This is a genomic window from Pseudomonas sp. AF03-9 (assembly GCF_020515815.1).
Taxonomy (GTDB): Bacteria; Pseudomonadota; Gammaproteobacteria; order Pseudomonadales; family Pseudomonadaceae; genus Aquipseudomonas.
Genome location: NZ_JAHPJF010000014.1, coordinates 1 through 15,621, shown reverse-complemented (window position 1 = coordinate 15,621; position 15,621 = coordinate 1). Strand labels below are relative to the sequence as shown.

General features: G+C 59.0%; 18 protein-coding genes, 1 pseudogene and 1 riboswitch. Of the genes and pseudogenes, 7 read left to right on the top strand and 12 right to left on the bottom strand.

Annotated elements, in window-relative coordinates:
* Positions 1 to 38: 38 nt before the first annotated feature.
* From mqo to LIY36_RS17765, 3 genes are all read right to left on the bottom strand, one after another.
* Positions 39 to 1,547 carry a malate dehydrogenase (quinone) gene (gene mqo / locus LIY36_RS17775; RefSeq protein ID WP_192297659.1) on the bottom strand — a complete coding sequence of 503 codons (1,509 nt, stop codon included), beginning with the start codon at positions 1,545 to 1,547 and terminating at the stop codon, positions 39 to 41.
* Positions 1,548 to 1,724: a hypothetical protein gene (locus tag LIY36_RS17770; RefSeq protein ID WP_226456595.1), complete on the bottom strand. Its 177-nt coding sequence runs from the start codon at positions 1,722 to 1,724 to the stop codon at positions 1,548 to 1,550. It abuts the gene before it with no gap.
* 552 nt (positions 1,725 to 2,276) lie between these two features.
* Positions 2,277 to 2,510, bottom strand: coding sequence for a hypothetical protein (locus tag LIY36_RS17765; RefSeq protein WP_192297658.1), 234 nt, complete (start codon positions 2,508 to 2,510; stop codon positions 2,277 to 2,279).
* 194 nt (positions 2,511 to 2,704) lie between these two features.
* Between LIY36_RS17765 and LIY36_RS17760 the strand changes: the two genes are divergently transcribed.
* Entirely contained in the window at positions 2,705 to 3,292 is a 588-nt protein-coding gene (locus LIY36_RS17760; RefSeq protein ID WP_192297657.1) for a YajG family lipoprotein, read from the top strand.
* A gap of 54 nt (positions 3,293 to 3,346) precedes the next feature.
* On the opposite strand, the gene LIY36_RS17755 is transcribed toward LIY36_RS17760, so the two are convergent.
* On the bottom strand, positions 3,347 to 3,556 hold the full coding sequence (locus LIY36_RS17755) for a hypothetical protein (protein ID WP_226456466.1): 210 nt from the start codon (positions 3,554 to 3,556) through the stop codon (positions 3,347 to 3,349).
* A gap of 184 nt (positions 3,557 to 3,740) precedes the next feature.
* Here LIY36_RS17755 and LIY36_RS17750 point away from each other — a divergent pair, with 184 nt between their 5' ends.
* The gene (locus LIY36_RS17750) at positions 3,741 to 3,998 is read left to right on the top strand and encodes a hypothetical protein (RefSeq protein ID WP_226456465.1); all 258 of its coding nucleotides are present in this window, start codon (positions 3,741 to 3,743) and stop codon (positions 3,996 to 3,998) included.
* A 130-nt stretch (positions 3,999 to 4,128) separates the two neighbouring features.
* Here the strand turns inward: LIY36_RS17750 and LIY36_RS17745 are convergent, their stop codons facing one another.
* Entirely contained in the window at positions 4,129 to 5,292 is a 1,164-nt protein-coding gene (locus tag LIY36_RS17745; protein ID WP_226456464.1) for a 1-acyl-sn-glycerol-3-phosphate acyltransferase, read from the bottom strand.
* A 132-nt stretch (positions 5,293 to 5,424) separates the two neighbouring features.
* On the opposite strand from LIY36_RS17745, the gene LIY36_RS17740 reads away from it, so the two are divergent.
* The 4 genes from LIY36_RS17740 to LIY36_RS17725 all read left to right on the top strand — a co-directional run bounded on the left by LIY36_RS17740 (position 5,425) and on the right by LIY36_RS17725 (position 7,459).
* Positions 5,425 to 5,604: a CPXCG motif-containing cysteine-rich protein gene (locus LIY36_RS17740; RefSeq protein WP_192297653.1), complete on the top strand. Its 180-nt coding sequence runs from the start codon at positions 5,425 to 5,427 to the stop codon at positions 5,602 to 5,604.
* Between the two features lie 11 nt (positions 5,605 to 5,615).
* Positions 5,616 to 5,876 (top strand): putative signal transducing protein, encoded by a 261-nt coding sequence (locus tag LIY36_RS17735; RefSeq protein ID WP_192297652.1) that lies wholly within the window; start codon positions 5,616 to 5,618, stop codon positions 5,874 to 5,876.
* A 36-nt stretch (positions 5,877 to 5,912) separates the two neighbouring features.
* Positions 5,913 to 6,533, top strand: a complete 621-nt coding sequence (locus LIY36_RS17730; RefSeq protein ID WP_192297651.1) for an SOS response-associated peptidase — start codon at positions 5,913 to 5,915, stop codon at positions 6,531 to 6,533.
* Positions 6,534 to 6,640: 107 nt separating this feature from the next.
* A complete protein-coding gene (locus LIY36_RS17725) occupies positions 6,641 to 7,459 on the top strand; it encodes a M48 family metallopeptidase (protein WP_192297650.1) in 819 nt (272 codons plus the stop codon).
* Between the two features lie 155 nt (positions 7,460 to 7,614).
* On the opposite strand, the gene LIY36_RS17720 is transcribed toward LIY36_RS17725, so the two are convergent.
* From LIY36_RS17720 to LIY36_RS17705, 4 genes are all read right to left on the bottom strand, one after another.
* Positions 7,615 to 9,342, bottom strand: coding sequence for a M91 family zinc metallopeptidase (locus LIY36_RS17720; protein WP_226456463.1), 1,728 nt, complete (start codon positions 9,340 to 9,342; stop codon positions 7,615 to 7,617).
* Between the two features lie 250 nt (positions 9,343 to 9,592).
* A complete protein-coding gene (locus LIY36_RS17715) occupies positions 9,593 to 10,177 on the bottom strand; it encodes a TMEM165/GDT1 family protein (protein WP_016974259.1) in 585 nt (194 codons plus the stop codon).
* 88 nt (positions 10,178 to 10,265) lie between these two features.
* Positions 10,266 to 10,387: riboswitch (yybP-ykoY riboswitch) on the bottom strand.
* Positions 10,388 to 10,437: 50 nt separating this feature from the next.
* Positions 10,438 to 11,436: a class I SAM-dependent methyltransferase gene (locus tag LIY36_RS17710; RefSeq protein ID WP_226456462.1), complete on the bottom strand. Its 999-nt coding sequence runs from the start codon at positions 11,434 to 11,436 to the stop codon at positions 10,438 to 10,440.
* Positions 11,437 to 11,466: 30 nt separating this feature from the next.
* Positions 11,467 to 12,432 (bottom strand): 2-hydroxyacid dehydrogenase, encoded by a 966-nt coding sequence (locus LIY36_RS17705; protein ID WP_226456461.1) that lies wholly within the window; start codon positions 12,430 to 12,432, stop codon positions 11,467 to 11,469.
* An 86-nt stretch (positions 12,433 to 12,518) separates the two neighbouring features.
* On the opposite strand from LIY36_RS17705, the gene LIY36_RS17700 reads away from it, so the two are divergent.
* On the top strand, positions 12,519 to 13,151 hold the full coding sequence (locus LIY36_RS17700) for a LysE family translocator (RefSeq protein WP_192297644.1): 633 nt from the start codon (positions 12,519 to 12,521) through the stop codon (positions 13,149 to 13,151).
* 107 nt (positions 13,152 to 13,258) lie between these two features.
* Here LIY36_RS17700 and LIY36_RS17695 read toward each other — a convergent pair whose 3' ends face one another.
* From LIY36_RS17695 to LIY36_RS17685, 3 genes and pseudogenes are all read right to left on the bottom strand, one after another.
* Positions 13,259 to 13,651: a DUF7079 family protein gene (locus LIY36_RS17695; RefSeq protein WP_226456460.1), complete on the bottom strand. Its 393-nt coding sequence runs from the start codon at positions 13,649 to 13,651 to the stop codon at positions 13,259 to 13,261.
* Positions 13,636 to 14,409 (bottom strand): hypothetical protein, encoded by a 774-nt coding sequence (locus LIY36_RS17690; protein ID WP_226456459.1) that lies wholly within the window; start codon positions 14,407 to 14,409, stop codon positions 13,636 to 13,638. The genes LIY36_RS17695 and LIY36_RS17690 overlap by 16 nt, the downstream gene beginning before the upstream one ends.
* A 238-nt stretch (positions 14,410 to 14,647) precedes the next feature.
* Positions 14,648 to 15,621 (bottom strand): annotated as a pseudogene (locus LIY36_RS17685) (DUF2345 domain-containing protein); the annotation flags it as partial.

Here is a 15,621-nt window from a genome sequence, read left to right as displayed (position 1 = left end):
CATGCAGAGGGCGGGGCGTTTTTTATGGCTTCAAGGCCTCAAGCGTAGCTCTCGGTCTCGGCGGCAGGCTCCACCAGCTCCAGGCTGATGTTGTTCTGCGTGTTGATCTTGCGATACAGCTCGGCATCGGTCTCCAGGACTTTTTCCCGCGCGGGGAATATTTCCTGAAGCTTGGCAGCCCATTCACCGGCAGCTTTGCCGGGGAAGCATTTTTCGATCAGTTCCAGCATGATCGAAACGGTCACCGAAGCACCCGGGGATGCGCCCAGCAGTGCGGCCAGCGAGCCGTCCTTGGCCGCGACCAGCTCGGTGCCGAATTGCAGCACGCCGCCTTTCTTCGGGTCTTTCTTGATGATCTGCACCCGTTGGCCGGCCACTTCCAGGCGCCAGTCTTCGGCTTTCGCTTCAGGGTAGAAGCGACGCAGGGACTCCAGGCGCTGTTCCATGGACTGGCGCACTTCGCTGACCAGGTACTTGGTCAGGTCCATGTTGTCGCGGGCCACGGCCAGCATCGGGCCGATGTTGCCGGCGCGGATCGACAGTGGCAGGTCGAGGAACGAACCGTGCTTGAGGAACTTGGTGGTGAAGCCGGCGTAGGGCCCGAACAGCAGGGACTTCTTGCCATCGACCACACGGGTGTCCAGGTGTGGCACGGACATCGGCGGCGAACCCACGGCAGCCTGGCTGTAGACCTTGGCCTGGTGGTGCTTGACCACTTCCGGGTTGTCGCAACGCAGCCACTGGCCGCTGACCGGGAAACCGCCAAAGCCTTTGCTTTCTTCGATCCCCGAGGCTTGCAGCAGCGGCAGGGCCGCGCCACCGGCGCCGAGGAAGACGAACTTGGCGTCGACTTCACGGCTGTTGCCGCTGTTGACGTCCTTGATGCTCACGGTCCAGCCAGCGCCATTGCGCTTGAGGCCGGTGACGCGCTTGCAGTACTTGACCTGGGCATCCGGCGAGCTGGTCAGGTGACCCAGCAGCTGGTTGGTCAGGGCGCCGAAGTTGACGTCGGTGCCGTTGAGTACGCGGGTGGCGGCGATTTTTTCGTCGAGCGGGCGGCCCGGCATCATCAGCGGCATCCACTCGGCCATCTCGGCGCGGTCTTCGGTGTAGTGCATGTCCGAAAATGCGTGATGGCGGCTGAGGGAATCAAAGCGCTTCTTGAGGAACTCCACGCCTTTTTCGCCCTGTACGAAGCTCAGGTGTGGCACCGGGCTGATAAAGGACTTGGACGAGCCAAAGGTGCCCTTTTTGGTCAGGTACGCCCAGAACTGCTTCGACACCTCGAACTGGGTGTTGATGTGCACGGCTTTCTTGATGTCGATGGAGCCATCGGCGGCCTGCGGCGTGTAGTTCAGCTCACACAGCCCGGCGTGACCGGTGCCGGCGTTGTTCCACGGGTTGGAACTTTCCGCGGCACCCGAATCCATCAGCTCAACGACTTCCAGCTTGAGGCCGGGGTCGAGCTCTTTAAGCAGTACGGCCAGGGTGGCACTCATGATGCCGGCCCCTACCAGTACTACGTCGACTGCTTCGTTATGCGCCATTTAACGCGTCTCCAAAATCTGCAGCACCAAATTGACGGCATGGCTGCCAGGAGTGACGGGGCGGTTCACGTGTTGCCCCAGGATACTCATGGCCAGGATCGCCATGTCCGTTTCGCAATTCTTTGCAACTTCAGCACACGCTTCCTGCCCGGCCAATCCGCCTATGAACGCATTCATGGCCGCCTGTGGCAATTCGACTTATGGTCAAAGCGTGTGATTCGTGCAACCAATCCGTAGCGGACAGGCTCAAGCTCCGGTTTTTGAGGAGGGCTCGGTCCTGTGTGGTTGGGCTGTTAAAGACGCTGATGGTGCTTGTACACACGCCAAACTATTCATTTGCTCGCCACACTCTTGTGAAGTTGTGAAAACCCGTTTTTTTCACGCTCTTTTGAAGACGTGAACCTCAAAAAAGGGCTGCCTCAGCCTGGCACCTGGCCCGGATTGCTTGCCGACAGGCGGCAAAAACGGGCAAACAACTCAAGTGGCCGAGCGCAATGGCAGCTCTGGCAGATTCGATATAAAGAGGGGGTGGTTTGCAACGAAAGCAGCAAGCACGCCAGCTCTATTCGATCTGTGTGGGCGGCTCTCTGTGGGCGATTGGGGGGTTAATACCGAGGCATTAACGATGTTGCGGGGCCCGATCAGGAGACGTCCTTATAATCGGGGGGAGATTGTAGCGAAGAACGCCAAGGAAATGGGCGTGTTTTATGACTTTTATTAGGTGTTCGGTCAGGCGGCCAACGGCTGGTGCCGGGGCGACTGCGCCGCACGCGGGCTGACGCGGGCCCGGGCTGGCAGCGGGCGGTGCATCCAGCTCAGGCGGATCTCGTCGATTTCCACCCAGCCATTGCCCACCGGCGGCTGGTCGCACTCCTTGAATGCCTGGCAGCGGCCTTGTGCATCGAGCAGGGCAAACTGGCGAAGGGCGGGCTTGCGCACGAACAATGACCAGAGAAAATTCATGGTGATCAACCTCCTGAGATTGAGGCCAAGCTTGCCTGCGGGGGATGACGAGCGGATGTATCGGCTGTGACATATCGGTGACAGCGAACCGCCGCCGCCCTTGCGGGTCTCAGGTTGTAACTGATGCTAGTTCCGGGCAGTGGCGCACCGCTATACTGCCGGCCTGTCGGTACTTGATTTCTGGAGAGAAGCGCATGTTGCAACGCCTGTTGTTCGGTTTGATCACTGTGACCAGCTTGACCCTGGTTGGCTGCGCCAACAGCCCGCAACAACTCAGCCCGCAACCGAAGCTCACCACGCAGCTGGCGCCAGTGGGCCACGGCCAGCCGGTGTCGGTGCGTGTGGTGGACGGCCGTCCGTCGCCAACCCTGGGTTCCCGTGGTGGCTTGTACCCGGAGACTGCGCTGATTTCGGTCACCGGCCAGGACGTGCTGCCCAAGCTGCAAGCCCAGGCTGAAGCGGCCGTGCGCCTGCTGGGCTTCACGCCGAGCCCCAACGCGCCGGGCGCCCCGCAACTGACCATCACCCTGGCCGAGCTGAAATATCAGTCGCCCAAGGAAGGCCTGTACGTGACCGAAGCCTCCATCGGCGCCACCTTCAAGTCCGACGTCACCGCCGGCACCCGTCGCTACAGCGGCCGCTACGGCGCATCGTTGAACCAGCGTTTCGGTATGTCGCCGAACCAGGAAACCAACACCAAGCTGGTCAGCGACGTGTTGAGCGATGCCTTGACCCGCCTGTTCAAGGACCCAAGCATCGGTTCGTTGCTCAGTTCGCAATAACCGATCCAAAAAACCGGGCCCAGTGATGGGCCCGGTTTTTTTACGCCTTGAGTTTCACGCGGCGGTGTCGATACAGAAGTCCAGCAGGCTCACGCCGGTCAACAAGTCCGCTTCCGGCAAGTCCGCGTGCTGGTGCCCGCCAAGGGCGCAATACACCAGCCAATGACGATCCTGAACGTTGAATGCCAGGCCGCCGATCAGCGCCTCTTGTTCATCACTTTGGGTGATCAGATACAGCCGATCCTGGTTGTGTGCGTGCAGCATGACAAGCTCCCGAACGTTCGAAGGGCAACAGAGTGGCTTGTTAAGGTGACGTTCAGGTGACGCCGTAAATTACTGGCTACATTAGCCGTCCATGCTGGGAATGAAACATGAGTGGCGCAAGATGCCACTGCGTCCGGATAGGTATCCGAACTGATACCCAGGCACTGTTTTCCCGAGGTTTGCGATGGCGCTGCCCGCTCTATTGATCAATGTTGTTGCTTTGGCGGTGGCGCTCCCGGGTTCGGCGCTGCTGGCCATTACCCGCCTGCGCGAGCAACGCGCCATGGCCGACCTGACCGCACAAGGCGAAGATCGCGCTATCGACCAGCCGATGTTGTTTCTGGATGTACGCACCGAACGGGCGCATCGAGTGGCTTACCGCATAGGGTTCGCCTGCCTGGGCTTGGCGCTGGCTATTTCCTGGCTCAGCACCCACCTCTAAAACACACTACAAAACAAATGTGGGAGCGGGCTTGCTCGCGAATGCGGTGGGTCAGTAACAAATCTAGTGACTGAAACTCCGCATTCGCGAGCAAGCCCGCTCCCACACAAGCCCGCTCCCACATTTTCGTCTACAGCGGGATGCCAGCCTTGACCCGGTATTGGTTGCGCACCGGCGTGGCGTACTGCACCACCAGGAACGGCCGATGTTCAGCCGGGCATTCGTGCAAGCGTCGCTCCCACTCGGCCTTCGCCTTCGCCAGCTCATCGGCCGGGAATACCTCGGCGGCCGTCGGCACCTGCAACTGCGGATCAGCCTCGCTCCACTGCGCGTACGCCAGGTAGTGCACCGGGAACAACCGATAACCGCCGAGAATCTGCCGGTCCATTTCCATGGCCAGCACCTTGGTGTCTTCGAACCGCTCGGTGATCGGCGGCGCGAAGTTCACGTGCACCCGGCCCTTGTAGCCGGTGATGCCCAGGGCAATGCTCACGTCATCTTCGCCCGGTGCCTTGCTGTAGGTGCCGGTGGTGGCGCGGATGTACAGCTCGCGGGCCTTGGCTGAATCGCACGGGTCGTATTCGTAGCTGATGGACACCGGCGTCAGGTTCAGCGACTGGATCACCTCGGCAAACGGCTCATCCTTGCGGCTGACGTGGAACATCTTGAGGATCGCCGACTCGGTGCGATCATCCCCGTCCTTGGCTCGACCCTCGGCCTGGGCGATCCAGATCGACTCGCGGTCATTGCGGATCGAATGGTTGATGTAGGCCGACAGCAGGTTGAACGCCGCCATCTTCTCCTTTCGCCCACTGATCGAGCGGTGCACGATAAAGCTCTTGTTCAGGCGCATCAGGTCGCTGACAAACGGCTTTTGCAGCAGGTTGTCGCCGATGGCGATACGTGGCGTCGGCAGGCCGGCGTGGTATACGGCGTAGTTGACGAAGGCCGGGTCCATCACGATGTCGCGATGGTTGGCGAGGAACAGGTAGGCGGTGCCGGACTTGAGCTGCTCGACGCCGGTGTAGGTCACGCCGTCGGTCGCGCGGTCGATGGTATGGTCGACGTAGTACTCGACTTTGTCTTGCAGCGTGGCCACGGTGGTGACGCCGGCAAATTCACGGCGCAGCTTGCGGGCGATCATCGGCTTGAGCAGCCAGCCCAGGGCGCCGGCGAAGCGCGGGAAACGGAAGTGGGTCAGGATGTCCAGAAAGGCCTTGTCACTGAACAGCCGGTCCAGCACTGCCGGGACTTCGCTGTCGTTGTAAGGTCGGATGGTATCGAATTGGCCCATCATGCTCTCTTGTTAGAAACGGCTAGGGTAAGTAGAGGAAATACCAGGGTACGGTCCGGGTAATGGTCCCGGCCGAAAATAACCCTGTAAATAGACCGGCGATTATACGCACAAGTCACCTTGGAGGCCGCGATGGAAGAAGAGTCGTACGAATGTCCTTATTGTGGGGAGCTGGTCACGGCGCTGCTGGACCTGTCCGGGGGCGATCAGGAATATATAGAAGACTGCCCGGTGTGCTGCCGGCCGATCATTTTTGACCTGCAGGTGCACGGCGGCGAATGGATGCTGAACGTGCGCGGTGAAAACGAATAACAGGTGGGTCCATGCAGCGAATCTACGAGCCGGAAAACCTGATGGAAGGCGAGTTGTTGCAACAGATGCTCGCCAGCGAGGGCATCGAGGCGCATCTGGTTGGCCGGCATTTGCTCGGCGGCACGGGCGAGCTGCCGATCTTCGGCCTGCTGGGCCTGGAAGTGGATAACGACCAGGCCGCCAATGCCCGCGCGCTGATCACCGCCTATATCGGTGCACAGCCCGTGGCGGGCGATGAACCCGACAGTTTCCCCGACGTGTTGGTCTGTTAGGCTGTCGGTCGGTTTACCCAAGAGTCGTGTTGCCCCATGTGTGGACGTTATGCCCTGTTTCGCTGGAATCCCTCCTTTGCTGCCTTGCCGGGTTTTCCGGCCGATCAGCAGGCCCAGTGGAACATTTCTCCGAATGACTCGGTGCTGATCCAGCGCGCCGACGCCGGCCAGCGCACCCTGGCCCGTGCCCGTTGGGGGTTGACGCCGCCGTGGCTGACTGACCTTTCGCGTACCCCCGCCCACGCCCGCGCCGAGACCCTTGCCGAACAACCGATGTTTCGCGAGGCATTTCGCCAGCGCCGCTGCCTGCTACCGGCCAACGGGTTCTACGAATGGCGCGGAACCCAACGCAAGCGCCCGTACTGGCTGACGCCGGGGGAGGGCTCTACGCTGTTTTTTGCGGCGATCTGGGAAGCGTACCCTGTGCAGGAGCAAGTGTGGCTGAGCACGGCAGTGGTCACCCAGGCCGCGCAAAGCCAGCGGCGGCCGTTGATTCTGGATGCGGCAGGGCAGGAGGCGTGGCTCAATCCGGAGACGCCCTTGCACACGCTTCAGGCGTTGCTGGCCAGCGAGCCTGGTGCGTTGCGTGAGCGTGTATTGGCCAATATGGTCAATGATCCGAAGCTGAACGGGCCGGAGTGTTTGACGCCCGGTTGAGCGGCATGTGAGATGTATCTGAAATTATCCGGCTACACGTCTGTTGTATCTGGCGCCAATACAAATGACCGCCTACGATACGCGCCATGTTTTCAGGGAGAGTGTTCATGAAGAAATCATTGGCAATAAACGTACTGGCAGCGGCGCTATTGCTGGCCGGTTGCCAGTCGGTCAACACCACCAGCGGCGGCGCCGTCGGGGTTGAGCGCAAGCAATACATGTTCAGCATGCTGTCGAGTCAGGAAGTCGACCAGATGTATGCCCAGTCCTACCAGCAGACCTTGGGTGAAGCCAGCAGCAAGGGCCAGTTGGACAAGACCAGCACCAACGCCAAGCGCGTGCAGGCCATCGCCAACCGCTTGATCGCCCAAGCACCGACCTTCCGCCCCGATGCGGCGCAGTGGAAGTGGGAAGTGAACCTGATCAAGAGCGACGAAATGAACGCCAACTGCGGGCCTGGCGGCAAGATCTTTGTGTACAGCGCTTTGATCGACAACCTCAAGTTGACCGATGACGAGCTGGCGGCGGTGATGGGGCATGAAATCGCCCACGCCTTGCGCGAGCACGGTCGCGAAGCCATGTCCAAGGCGTATGGCATCGAGATGGCGAAGCAGGGCGCGGGCGCTTTGTTCGGCCTGGGCCAGGACAGCCTGGCATTGGCCGATACCGTGGCCAACTACGGCATGACTTTGCCCAACAGCCGAGCCAATGAAAACGAGGCAGACTTGATCGGCCTGGAGCTGTCGGCTCGCGCCGGTTACAACCCGAATGCGGCGATCACGCTGTGGAACAAAATGGCCAAGGCTTCGGAAGGTGCACCACCGGAGTTCATGAGCACTCACCCGGCGTCGGACAGCCGAATCGCCTCGTTGCAAGCGGCGATTCCAAAAGTGATGCCGCTGTATCAGCAGGCCAAGAAATCCTGATCTCCCAGTTCCTATAGCCCCCCAAATGTTGTGGGGGGCACCCCGTTAGCAAGGTGTCAGTTAATGAAGAAGGTACTGACACACTGCTATTGGGGGGGCTCTGAAAAAGCGCCATCGTCTTTTGCGCCAGGCCATTTGTATGGTGCCTTGATGAGCTAGTCTCCGTATCTTTGCCGCAGCGGCAACCCAAGCTCGTTGAGGAGCGCGTTTTCGTTGTAAGGCCAGGGATTGGTGTTGGTAGGCGGCGTCCGGGGATTGCGGTCAAAGTCAAAATAGCTCGATGTGGGGAGTCCTACCGCCTGGCGTTCATAATTCGCCTCCCATTCCAGACCACGGCCATTCCAGACTAGCGATGACCCCGGAAGAATCGTGCCCCGCCCCCCGTTGACCGCATGGGAAAGTTCATGTTGAAGAATAACCAGTGGAGGCCGCTGGTGCCCGGGAGCAATGAATGATCGGTCATACTCAACCGCTGGGTTTTGCGCCGGAGTGCCTGCAACACCGTTTTTTATTACGCCAGGCGTGCGCGCCAAACCCTGCTCCTGCGGGGTCATGCGACGCCCGCCCGGGTCGTCGTAATAATAGAAACTACCTGATACGCCTTCTTTCAGGGTCACAGGTGCATCAAGCGAATCTATGATTTTCAGGGTTTCCTGCCCGGCCCGAGTGCTTCTCAGGGACTCCAGGTCATCATTCACGCGCTGAGTGAACGAAGGACTACCCTGGATGTTAATGCCGCGCGCGCCGGCATCAGGGGAGGGTATTGTGTGCTCAAAGGACGACGACGGGTGGACGTGACTAAGATCGTCTGCTCTTTCCCCAATGACATGATCATTCCTGGAGTGTGTCTGCACCCAGTCGTTACCTTTGCCTGGAACAATAGTGCTGCTGTCACCCGCGTAGATGTAGTCATCTCCGTTCCCTCCAAACAACACGTTACGACCCCTCCCGCCATAGATGAGGTCCCTGCCGTCTCCCCCGTCCACGTAGTTGATTTTCGTATCTGGCCCTCCACCCGCACGTATCTCATCACTGCCAGGTCCACCGTAAATCGTTGCATGTCCTGAGCCACCAGTGATGAAGTCATCCCCATCACCGCCTTCAGCGTAGCCTTCGCCACTTCCCAGATTGATATTGTCCTGGCCAGGCCCTCCGTAGATTTTGGTCCTTCCAGATCCGGCGAACGCGCTATCATCGCCCCTTCCAAGGTCGATGTTGACGTCATGTGCGAGTCTGTTATCAATAACGACGGAATCGTTCCCATCGCCAGTCTTGACATCAATGGTCTGTTGATTCCGCCTGTTTGCCTCAAAAGGAATCTCGTAAGACCGCCCGTTTACCTGTGCAAGAACTCCGCCATTTCGCCCCTCGGTAACATAAACCGCATCATTTCCCTGGCCGGTTTCAATCGACAGCCTTTCGTGGATTGTATTTGAGCCATTCGGGCGCCCTGCGGAGTATTTAATTCGAACATTCCCATCATTGAGTCCGTTATTCAGGTCAACCTTGGTTGGCGCAGACGATGATTGAGGGCTGCCGTATTGAATCGGTCCTTCACGGCCTTGGGCCTCATAGCGGATTTGTTCTGGCGTGGGACCGCGCTGATAGCTGGAACCACCGCCGCCCCTTTGCTCAGGGTGACGGGACATACCGCCCGCGTCGCCTTGGGGAATCGAGCTAACGCTGATCGAGCGCTGCTCCGATGTGGAGGGTTCAGAGTTGTTGTTGTACGTAAATGGCACATTCGCCATGTAAGGCGCAGCGTTCGCCGCTTGATAGGCAGGGTCGCTCGCATTGTTATAGGCGGCTTGCTCTTTATTATCCTCGCTTGATTGTTTTCGTTGCACGGCGTTGGACGAAGAAACTGAATATGACGTGTCCATCGGTACCTCTCATTGCGTAGAAAGGGTTATGACACGTTTGTGGTATCCAGATCTGAAGTGTTCCTTCAGATAATTCCGCAAAGGCTCGCGCACTGGCTTACCCCTGTGTGTATTGCCGAAAGACGCGCCGTGGAGAATCCTGCCCTGACCCTTCGGCCAGGGCGCACACAGCGCGCCGTTGCAGGTTATGAACTGAACGAGTTTGCGCAGAAAGCCAAAAGCCCTCCCTCATTGGATTGGTGTTGGAGTCTTAGATCCAGCCGCTGCTCTGCATGGCCTTGTACACCGCAACCACCGCCAGTACGAAAAACGCCGTAGCCGCCAATCGCCGAATCAAGGTCAGCGGCAGCTTCTCCGCTGCAAAATTTCCCGCCAGAACCACCGGCACGTTGGCAATCAGCATGCCCAGCGTCGTGCCGATAATCACCAGCCACAACTCGGGATACTGTGCCGCCAGCATCACTGTGGCGATCTGGGTCTTGTCACCGATTTCGGCGAGGAAGAATGCGATCAGCGTGGTCAGGAACGGCCCGAACTTGCGGGTGGTGCTGGCTTCGTCGTCATCGAGTTTGTCCGGCACCAAGGTCCACAGCGCGGTGGCGCAGAAGCTCGCTGCGAGGATCCAGTGCAGCACCGCATCCGAGAAGAAGCTGCCAAACCACGCCCCCACGGCACCGGCGGCCGCATGGTTGGCCAGGGTCGCGGCGACGATGCCGGCGATGATCGGCCAGGGTTTGCGAAAGCGTGCGGCAAGGATGAGCGCGAGCAGTTGCGTCTTGTCGCCGATTTCGGCCAAGGCAACGATTGCGGTAGGAACGAGTAATGAATCCAGCATCAGGTAGGTTTCCAGGGGCGGGTCGACACGGCTATGACACGTACAGCCTTCCCGCCCCGGGTAAGGTGTGCGTGTCATAGGTCTTGTCAAACCCTGGTCCGTCTGTGCGGACACCTGGGTCGCATACGCCATGGCCTGTTGACCAAGTATGTTGACGTATGCCGGACGAGCATGGCGCTCGTGGGAGACTACTCCCCTAGGACGGAGCGGATTCTGCCTAGGCAGAATCCATTCGGCAAGCCTTCTTTTTCAAACGCCCGTCAGCCGCGCTTGGCGCGATAGATGCGGAAGCCATTGCCTTCGGCCTTGATTGCGCACACGCCTAGATGCTCTTCGATCAGTGGTTGGTACTTCAGGAAACTGTTGGCGACCAAGCGCAGTTCGCCGCCTTTTGCCAGATGTTTCGCCGCTTTTCGCAGCAGGTTTTCCGTGGCGAAGTAATCGGTGTGTACACCGACATGGAACGGCGGATTGCTCAGAATCGTGTTCAAACCCATCGGCGCAGCGTCGATTCCGTCGCCCGTCAGCACCTCGGCTTCCAGACCGTTGGCAGCGAGGGTCAAGCGACTGCTGGCCGCGGCGAACGCATCGACATCAAGCATCGTCACCGCGTTGTGCGGGTAGCGACGCTTGACCGCAGCACCGAGCACGCCCGCGCCACAACCGAAATCCAGGAGGTGACCGCTCGGCAGTTTATCCAGATGCTCCAGCAGCAGTTCCGTACCGCGATCCAGGCGACCATGGCTGAATACCCCCGGCAAACTCACGACCTTCAGCGGCCCTTCAGCCAGTGGCACTTCGAAAACCTGAGCCAGGCTTTCCAGTTCGATCGCTTGCGGTGCGTTGGTCACGGTGACTTGCCACAGCTGGCAGTGCCGCGCGTTATCCAGCTTGCGTGGTTTGCCAAAGGGGGTCATCTGCTTGGCGGCGCTTTCGATGCCGGCTTTTTTTTCCCCCACCAGGAACAGCTCCGCAGCGGGCAGACGAGCGGCCACGGCATTGAGCAGATAGTCGGTGAGATCCTTGGATTTGGGCAGGAAGATCACCGCCGCATCAAATGCCCGCTCGGGCACATTCACGCCGAACTGGCTGCGCTCGGGGAAGCGTGCATCGAGCGCCGCCTGGTCGCCGGCGTGCCAGCACCAGCCGTGGGCGTTGGGCAGGCGGCCCAGCAGATCATCGGCAGGCAAGCCGACGAGCAGCACGTTGCCTTGAAAAAGTTCGGCCTGACGAAGCAGTACTTCACTGCGCGGATCCATGGTCTGCTCCTTGAAAAGGGGCGCAGTTTATCAACTCACAACCCGCAGCGGGGCACCGCTGAAAAAGCCCCGGGCGTTTTCCGCCAGTTGGCCGACGATGCGCTGGCGTGCTTCGCGACTGCCCCAGGCATTGTGGGGCGTGACGATCAGTCGAGGGATGTCGCCGGCCAGCAGCGGATTGCCGTTGACCGGCGGCTCTACACTCAGCACATCGGTCGCCGCGCCGCCCAGATGGCCATTGCGCAGCGCGTCGGCCAGGGCCTGTTCATTGATCAAGCCACCGCGCGCAGTGTTGACGATAAAGGCGCCGGGCTTGAGCAGTGCCAGTTCGCGGGCGCCGATAAAGCCGCAGGTGTGTTCGTTCAGCGGGCAGTGCAAGGTCAGGGCGTCGACCTGCATCAGCAATTCGTCCAGCGGCACGCGGTCGGCGCGGGCAGGGCGCCCGGGAATCGCGCCGAGCAGCACGCGCATGCCAAACGCTTCGGCCAGGCGCGCGACGGCGCTGCCCAATTCACCGTGGCCAAGCAGGCCGAGGGTTTTGCCTTCCAGCTCGACAATCGGGTGATCCAGCAGGCAGAACTGCTTGGCTTGCTGCCATTTGCCGGCGCTGACATCCCGCTGGTAATCGTTCAAGCGCGTCGCCAGGTTGAGCAACAGCATGATCGTGTGCTGCGCCACCGACGGCGTGCCGTAGCCCTGGCAATTGCTCACGGTGATGCCATGGGCGCGGGCGGCTTCGAGGTCGATGTTGTTGGTGCCGGTGGCCGACACCAGGATCAACTTGAGCTCGGGGCAAGCGGCCAGGGTTTCGGGGTTGAGCGCAATCTTGTTACTGATCGCCACTTGGGCGCCTTGCAGGCGTTCGATCACGTTCTGCGGCGTGGTCTGCTCGAACAGCTGCAGTTCGCTGAAGCTGTTTCGCAGCTCGCTGAGGTCGAGGTCTCCCAAATCCAGTGAGGGATGATCGAGGAAGACGGCGCGGCGATTGTTCGTCATCAACTGTACCTTTTGCGACAGGGTTCGAAGGCGTAATCTCCCGAGCCTATCAGATGAAATAATCAGTTACTTGAATTGGAGTGAGCATGTACGTCGCCGAGTTTTTGACCGTGGCACTGATTCACTTGTTGGCAGTGGCCAGCCCCGGCCCGGATTTCGCCGTGGTGGTACGGGAAAGTGTTACCCACGGCCGCCGCGCCGGGACCTGGACTGCGCTGGGCGTCGGCTCGGCGATTTTCCTGCACGTGGGCTACTCGCTACTCGGCATTGGCTTGATCGTGTCCCAGTCCATCGTGTTGTTCAACGCCCTGAAGTGGGCGGCGGCGGCCTACCTGCTGTACATCGGCTTCAAGGCCCTGCGCGCACAGCCGGCCAAGCCTGCGGCCGAGGGTGAATTGCACGCTGAAGTCGGTGAACGCACCGCGCGCGGGGCGTTCACTGCCGGCTTCGTGACCAATGGCCTGAACCCCAAGGCGACGTTGTTCTTCCTGTCACTGTTCACCGTAGTGATCAACCCGCACACGCCGTTGGCGATCCAGGCGGGTTATGGCTTGTACCTGGCAGTGGCCACGGCGGTATGGTTCTGCCTGGTGGCCATGCTGTTTAGCCAACAGCGCGTGCGTGCAGGGTTTGCGCGGATGGGGCACTGGTTTGATCGGACGATGGGGGCGGTGTTGATTGCCATTGGGGTGAAGTTGGCGTTCACCAGCATGAAGTAAGGCTTGAACGGACACCATTGAAGTGTAGGAGGGACGGTGCTGCGATTTGACTGTCCCCTCCCACATTGGGTCGGAGTAAGGTTTGAGTGATTGCTCAATGCTATCGTTCATTGGCTCCTGCAAGTCATTCCTTTGGCTGCTTTGGCTGTCTCAATTTCTGCTTTTAGTTCGGCCCATGTACTCGAGCCAATACGTCGTATCAGGCACCTCTGCACCGCACATGCGCATTTGCCGATGACTCCCTGTCGAGCCCTTTTTCTTATCAGGGCCTCAATGTCTGAGGCTAATTGGTCTTCGTCGAAGTACCACCAAATGGGAGGGATGGGGGCGAGCATGTTGCTGATGCAAACAGGAGCTACTCTCTCAAATAAAGCGAATTCAATCTCTTCAATGGAGAAGTCTTTTAGTGCTTCTGCGATTTGCTTGTAATCGACTTTGGCGTCTACAAATAAATCAGAGAGCGCCGACCATAGCTTTCTTTGCTCTAGTTGATTTTCCACTTGGTAAACTCTTCTATCTCATCGTCCATGGAGTCAGCCAGCTTCGAGGCAACCCATCCAGATGTTACGCCAGCCGCCAGCATTAAACCGATTGCGCAAAACGGTGCGCCCGGGCCGCAGACGGTGGATACGGCCAGGCCCGCCAACGAAGTTCCGGCGGCTCCGCCGGCAATCGTAATACCCTGCTTGATAGCCTCTTTTGGCTTGTTGTCCGCGTTGATGATCTCATAAGTCGCGTAAGTGATAGTGACGACAATCAGCACCTTTCCTGAGACCCTTAGCGCCTTGTTAAGGGTGTTGAATCTTGCATCGGGTCTGGCTGATGACTCGACAATCTCGTAATACATTGAGGTCTTTTGTTCAGAATTCAGCTCAGTAAATATTTTTCCAAATTTCTTGGTGGACTTTTCATTCAGAAGCTTTTCTAGAGTGGGAGCAATGCTTTTTCTGCTCTGCGCAATAGCACGGCCTGGCACCGATGTACGCTTTCTGGTCTCCGCCATGATTTTGTTTCGCGCTTCATAGCAAAATTCTGCAGCCTCTTTTACCGAAACGTTTCCGGACTCTACTTGCGTTAGTACTTCCGCTCTGATCCTTTTGACGTTTTGGTTGTAGTTATCGCGCTGTTTTGCATCATTGATGAAGCCCGAAGAAAAGCTTAGCGCCGCTCCTTCAAAGCTTTGGAGTGCCGATTCGAGTGTGTTGTCATCAATTGGATATGCTTTCTGCGCTAAGTAGTCTCGGTAAAAAACGTCCATGTTATTTACTCCGATAGTTTTTTGAGCAGGTTTTCTGCGCCGCTTTGCTGGTCCGCCTGAAAGTCCAGGTTTTCCACTTCAAATTTGATGCAGTTTTTTGCTGCAAATGAGTAAAAGCTCGCTTTGTTTTCGCTATCAAATTCTCCTTGTAGAACCGTTCCATCACCCATCGTCGCAGTACACTTTATGCCTTCATACTTCAGTGCATTTGAAGGGAAAAAACTGATCCAGTTTTCGGACTCTGGCAGTTCAACTCTCAACGCCCCCGGCAAAAGCGTATGAACACTCATGGTCTTGCCGTCTTTATCGGTCACCCCGCTGAACACCTCCCCCTGCGCGGTGGTAATCCGGTAACGGCTAAAGCGCATGACCGCCTGGGTGGCGTCTTTCAACGTGTAGCCACCGGCATACCCTGTCGGCAACGGCGATGCAGGGGTATCGAGGCGAGTGCTGCCGCGTTTTTCTACGGCGGCGGCCTTCAGGTAGATATTGCCGGGAGCGCCGAGCTCTATATCACCGCCCTTGAGGCGGATGTAGGCGCCTGCGCAGTTGAAGACCAACTCTTGTGGGGCACTGATCTCGACACGACCTTCAAGGCTTTCGATCTTGATGTCGGTCTTCGCCAACGCGTGAAGGCTGTTGCCCCGGGCGTGTAATTCGACTTTGCCTTGATCCGCCTTGAGTTGCAGGTCGGCCTGTTGCGCGAACAGGCTGACACCGCCCTCGGCCGCTGCGGTGATGTTATGCCCAGCACTGATGTCGGTGTTGTGCGCCGCCATGATGCCTACGCTTTCTGCACCGGAAGCCACGCAGACAGCCTTGGGGCTGAGCACGCCGATGCCCTCTGGGGCGTGCAGCAAAACACAGGGCTGCGCCAGGCCTTTGAGACGCGCTTGCAAGCCTCGTTGGCTGTCGATGTCACCGGGGTTCACCTGAGCACTACTGGCCGCTTGAGCCATGGAGCGAGCCAGGGATAGCGCGCCCTCCAACTGCGCAATGGCTGCGGCCATATCGAGTTGCTGCCCCTGCGCCTTACCCTGCTCATCCGCACTGATAAACACCCTCTTCCCACCCCGGATCGCGCCCCACCCATCCGTGCGCAACTCGAACCCTTCACCACGCTGTTGCCTGTGCGCATCCACCAGATGCCCCAGGTTCAACTGGCTCTTGCCGCTGTGTTCCGTGCTCAGCTTGATGTGCTCCTGCCCCCGC

What these genes read in the sequence shown, in the direction of transcription:
- mqo (WP_192297659.1), bottom strand. Translation starts at nt 1,547, where the DNA reads ATGGCGCATAACGAAGCAGTCGACGTAGTACTGGTAGGGGCCGGCATC.
- LIY36_RS17770 (WP_226456595.1), bottom strand. Translation starts at nt 1,724, where the DNA reads ATGAATGCGTTCATAGGCGGATTGGCCGGGCAGGAAGCGTGTGCTGAA.
- LIY36_RS17765 (WP_192297658.1), bottom strand. Translation starts at nt 2,510, where the DNA reads ATGAATTTTCTCTGGTCATTGTTCGTGCGCAAGCCCGCCCTTCGCCAG.
- LIY36_RS17760 (WP_192297657.1), top strand. Translation starts at nt 2,705, where the DNA reads ATGTTGCAACGCCTGTTGTTCGGTTTGATCACTGTGACCAGCTTGACC.
- LIY36_RS17755 (WP_226456466.1), bottom strand. Translation starts at nt 3,556, where the DNA reads ATGCTGCACGCACACAACCAGGATCGGCTGTATCTGATCACCCAAAGT.
- LIY36_RS17750 (WP_226456465.1), top strand. Translation starts at nt 3,741, where the DNA reads ATGGCGCTGCCCGCTCTATTGATCAATGTTGTTGCTTTGGCGGTGGCG.
- LIY36_RS17745 (WP_226456464.1), bottom strand. Translation starts at nt 5,292, where the DNA reads ATGGGCCAATTCGATACCATCCGACCTTACAACGACAGCGAAGTCCCG.
- LIY36_RS17740 (WP_192297653.1), top strand. Translation starts at nt 5,425, where the DNA reads ATGGAAGAAGAGTCGTACGAATGTCCTTATTGTGGGGAGCTGGTCACG.
- LIY36_RS17735 (WP_192297652.1), top strand. Translation starts at nt 5,616, where the DNA reads ATGCAGCGAATCTACGAGCCGGAAAACCTGATGGAAGGCGAGTTGTTG.
- LIY36_RS17730 (WP_192297651.1), top strand. Translation starts at nt 5,913, where the DNA reads ATGTGTGGACGTTATGCCCTGTTTCGCTGGAATCCCTCCTTTGCTGCC.
- LIY36_RS17725 (WP_192297650.1), top strand. Translation starts at nt 6,641, where the DNA reads ATGAAGAAATCATTGGCAATAAACGTACTGGCAGCGGCGCTATTGCTG.
- LIY36_RS17720 (WP_226456463.1), bottom strand. Translation starts at nt 9,342, where the DNA reads ATGGACACGTCATATTCAGTTTCTTCGTCCAACGCCGTGCAACGAAAA.
- LIY36_RS17715 (WP_016974259.1), bottom strand. Translation starts at nt 10,177, where the DNA reads ATGCTGGATTCATTACTCGTTCCTACCGCAATCGTTGCCTTGGCCGAA.
- LIY36_RS17710 (WP_226456462.1), bottom strand. Translation starts at nt 11,436, where the DNA reads ATGGATCCGCGCAGTGAAGTACTGCTTCGTCAGGCCGAACTTTTTCAA.
- LIY36_RS17705 (WP_226456461.1), bottom strand. Translation starts at nt 12,432, where the DNA reads ATGACGAACAATCGCCGCGCCGTCTTCCTCGATCATCCCTCACTGGAT.
- LIY36_RS17700 (WP_192297644.1), top strand. Translation starts at nt 12,519, where the DNA reads ATGTACGTCGCCGAGTTTTTGACCGTGGCACTGATTCACTTGTTGGCA.
- LIY36_RS17690 (WP_226456459.1), bottom strand. Translation starts at nt 14,409, where the DNA reads ATGGACGTTTTTTACCGAGACTACTTAGCGCAGAAAGCATATCCAATT.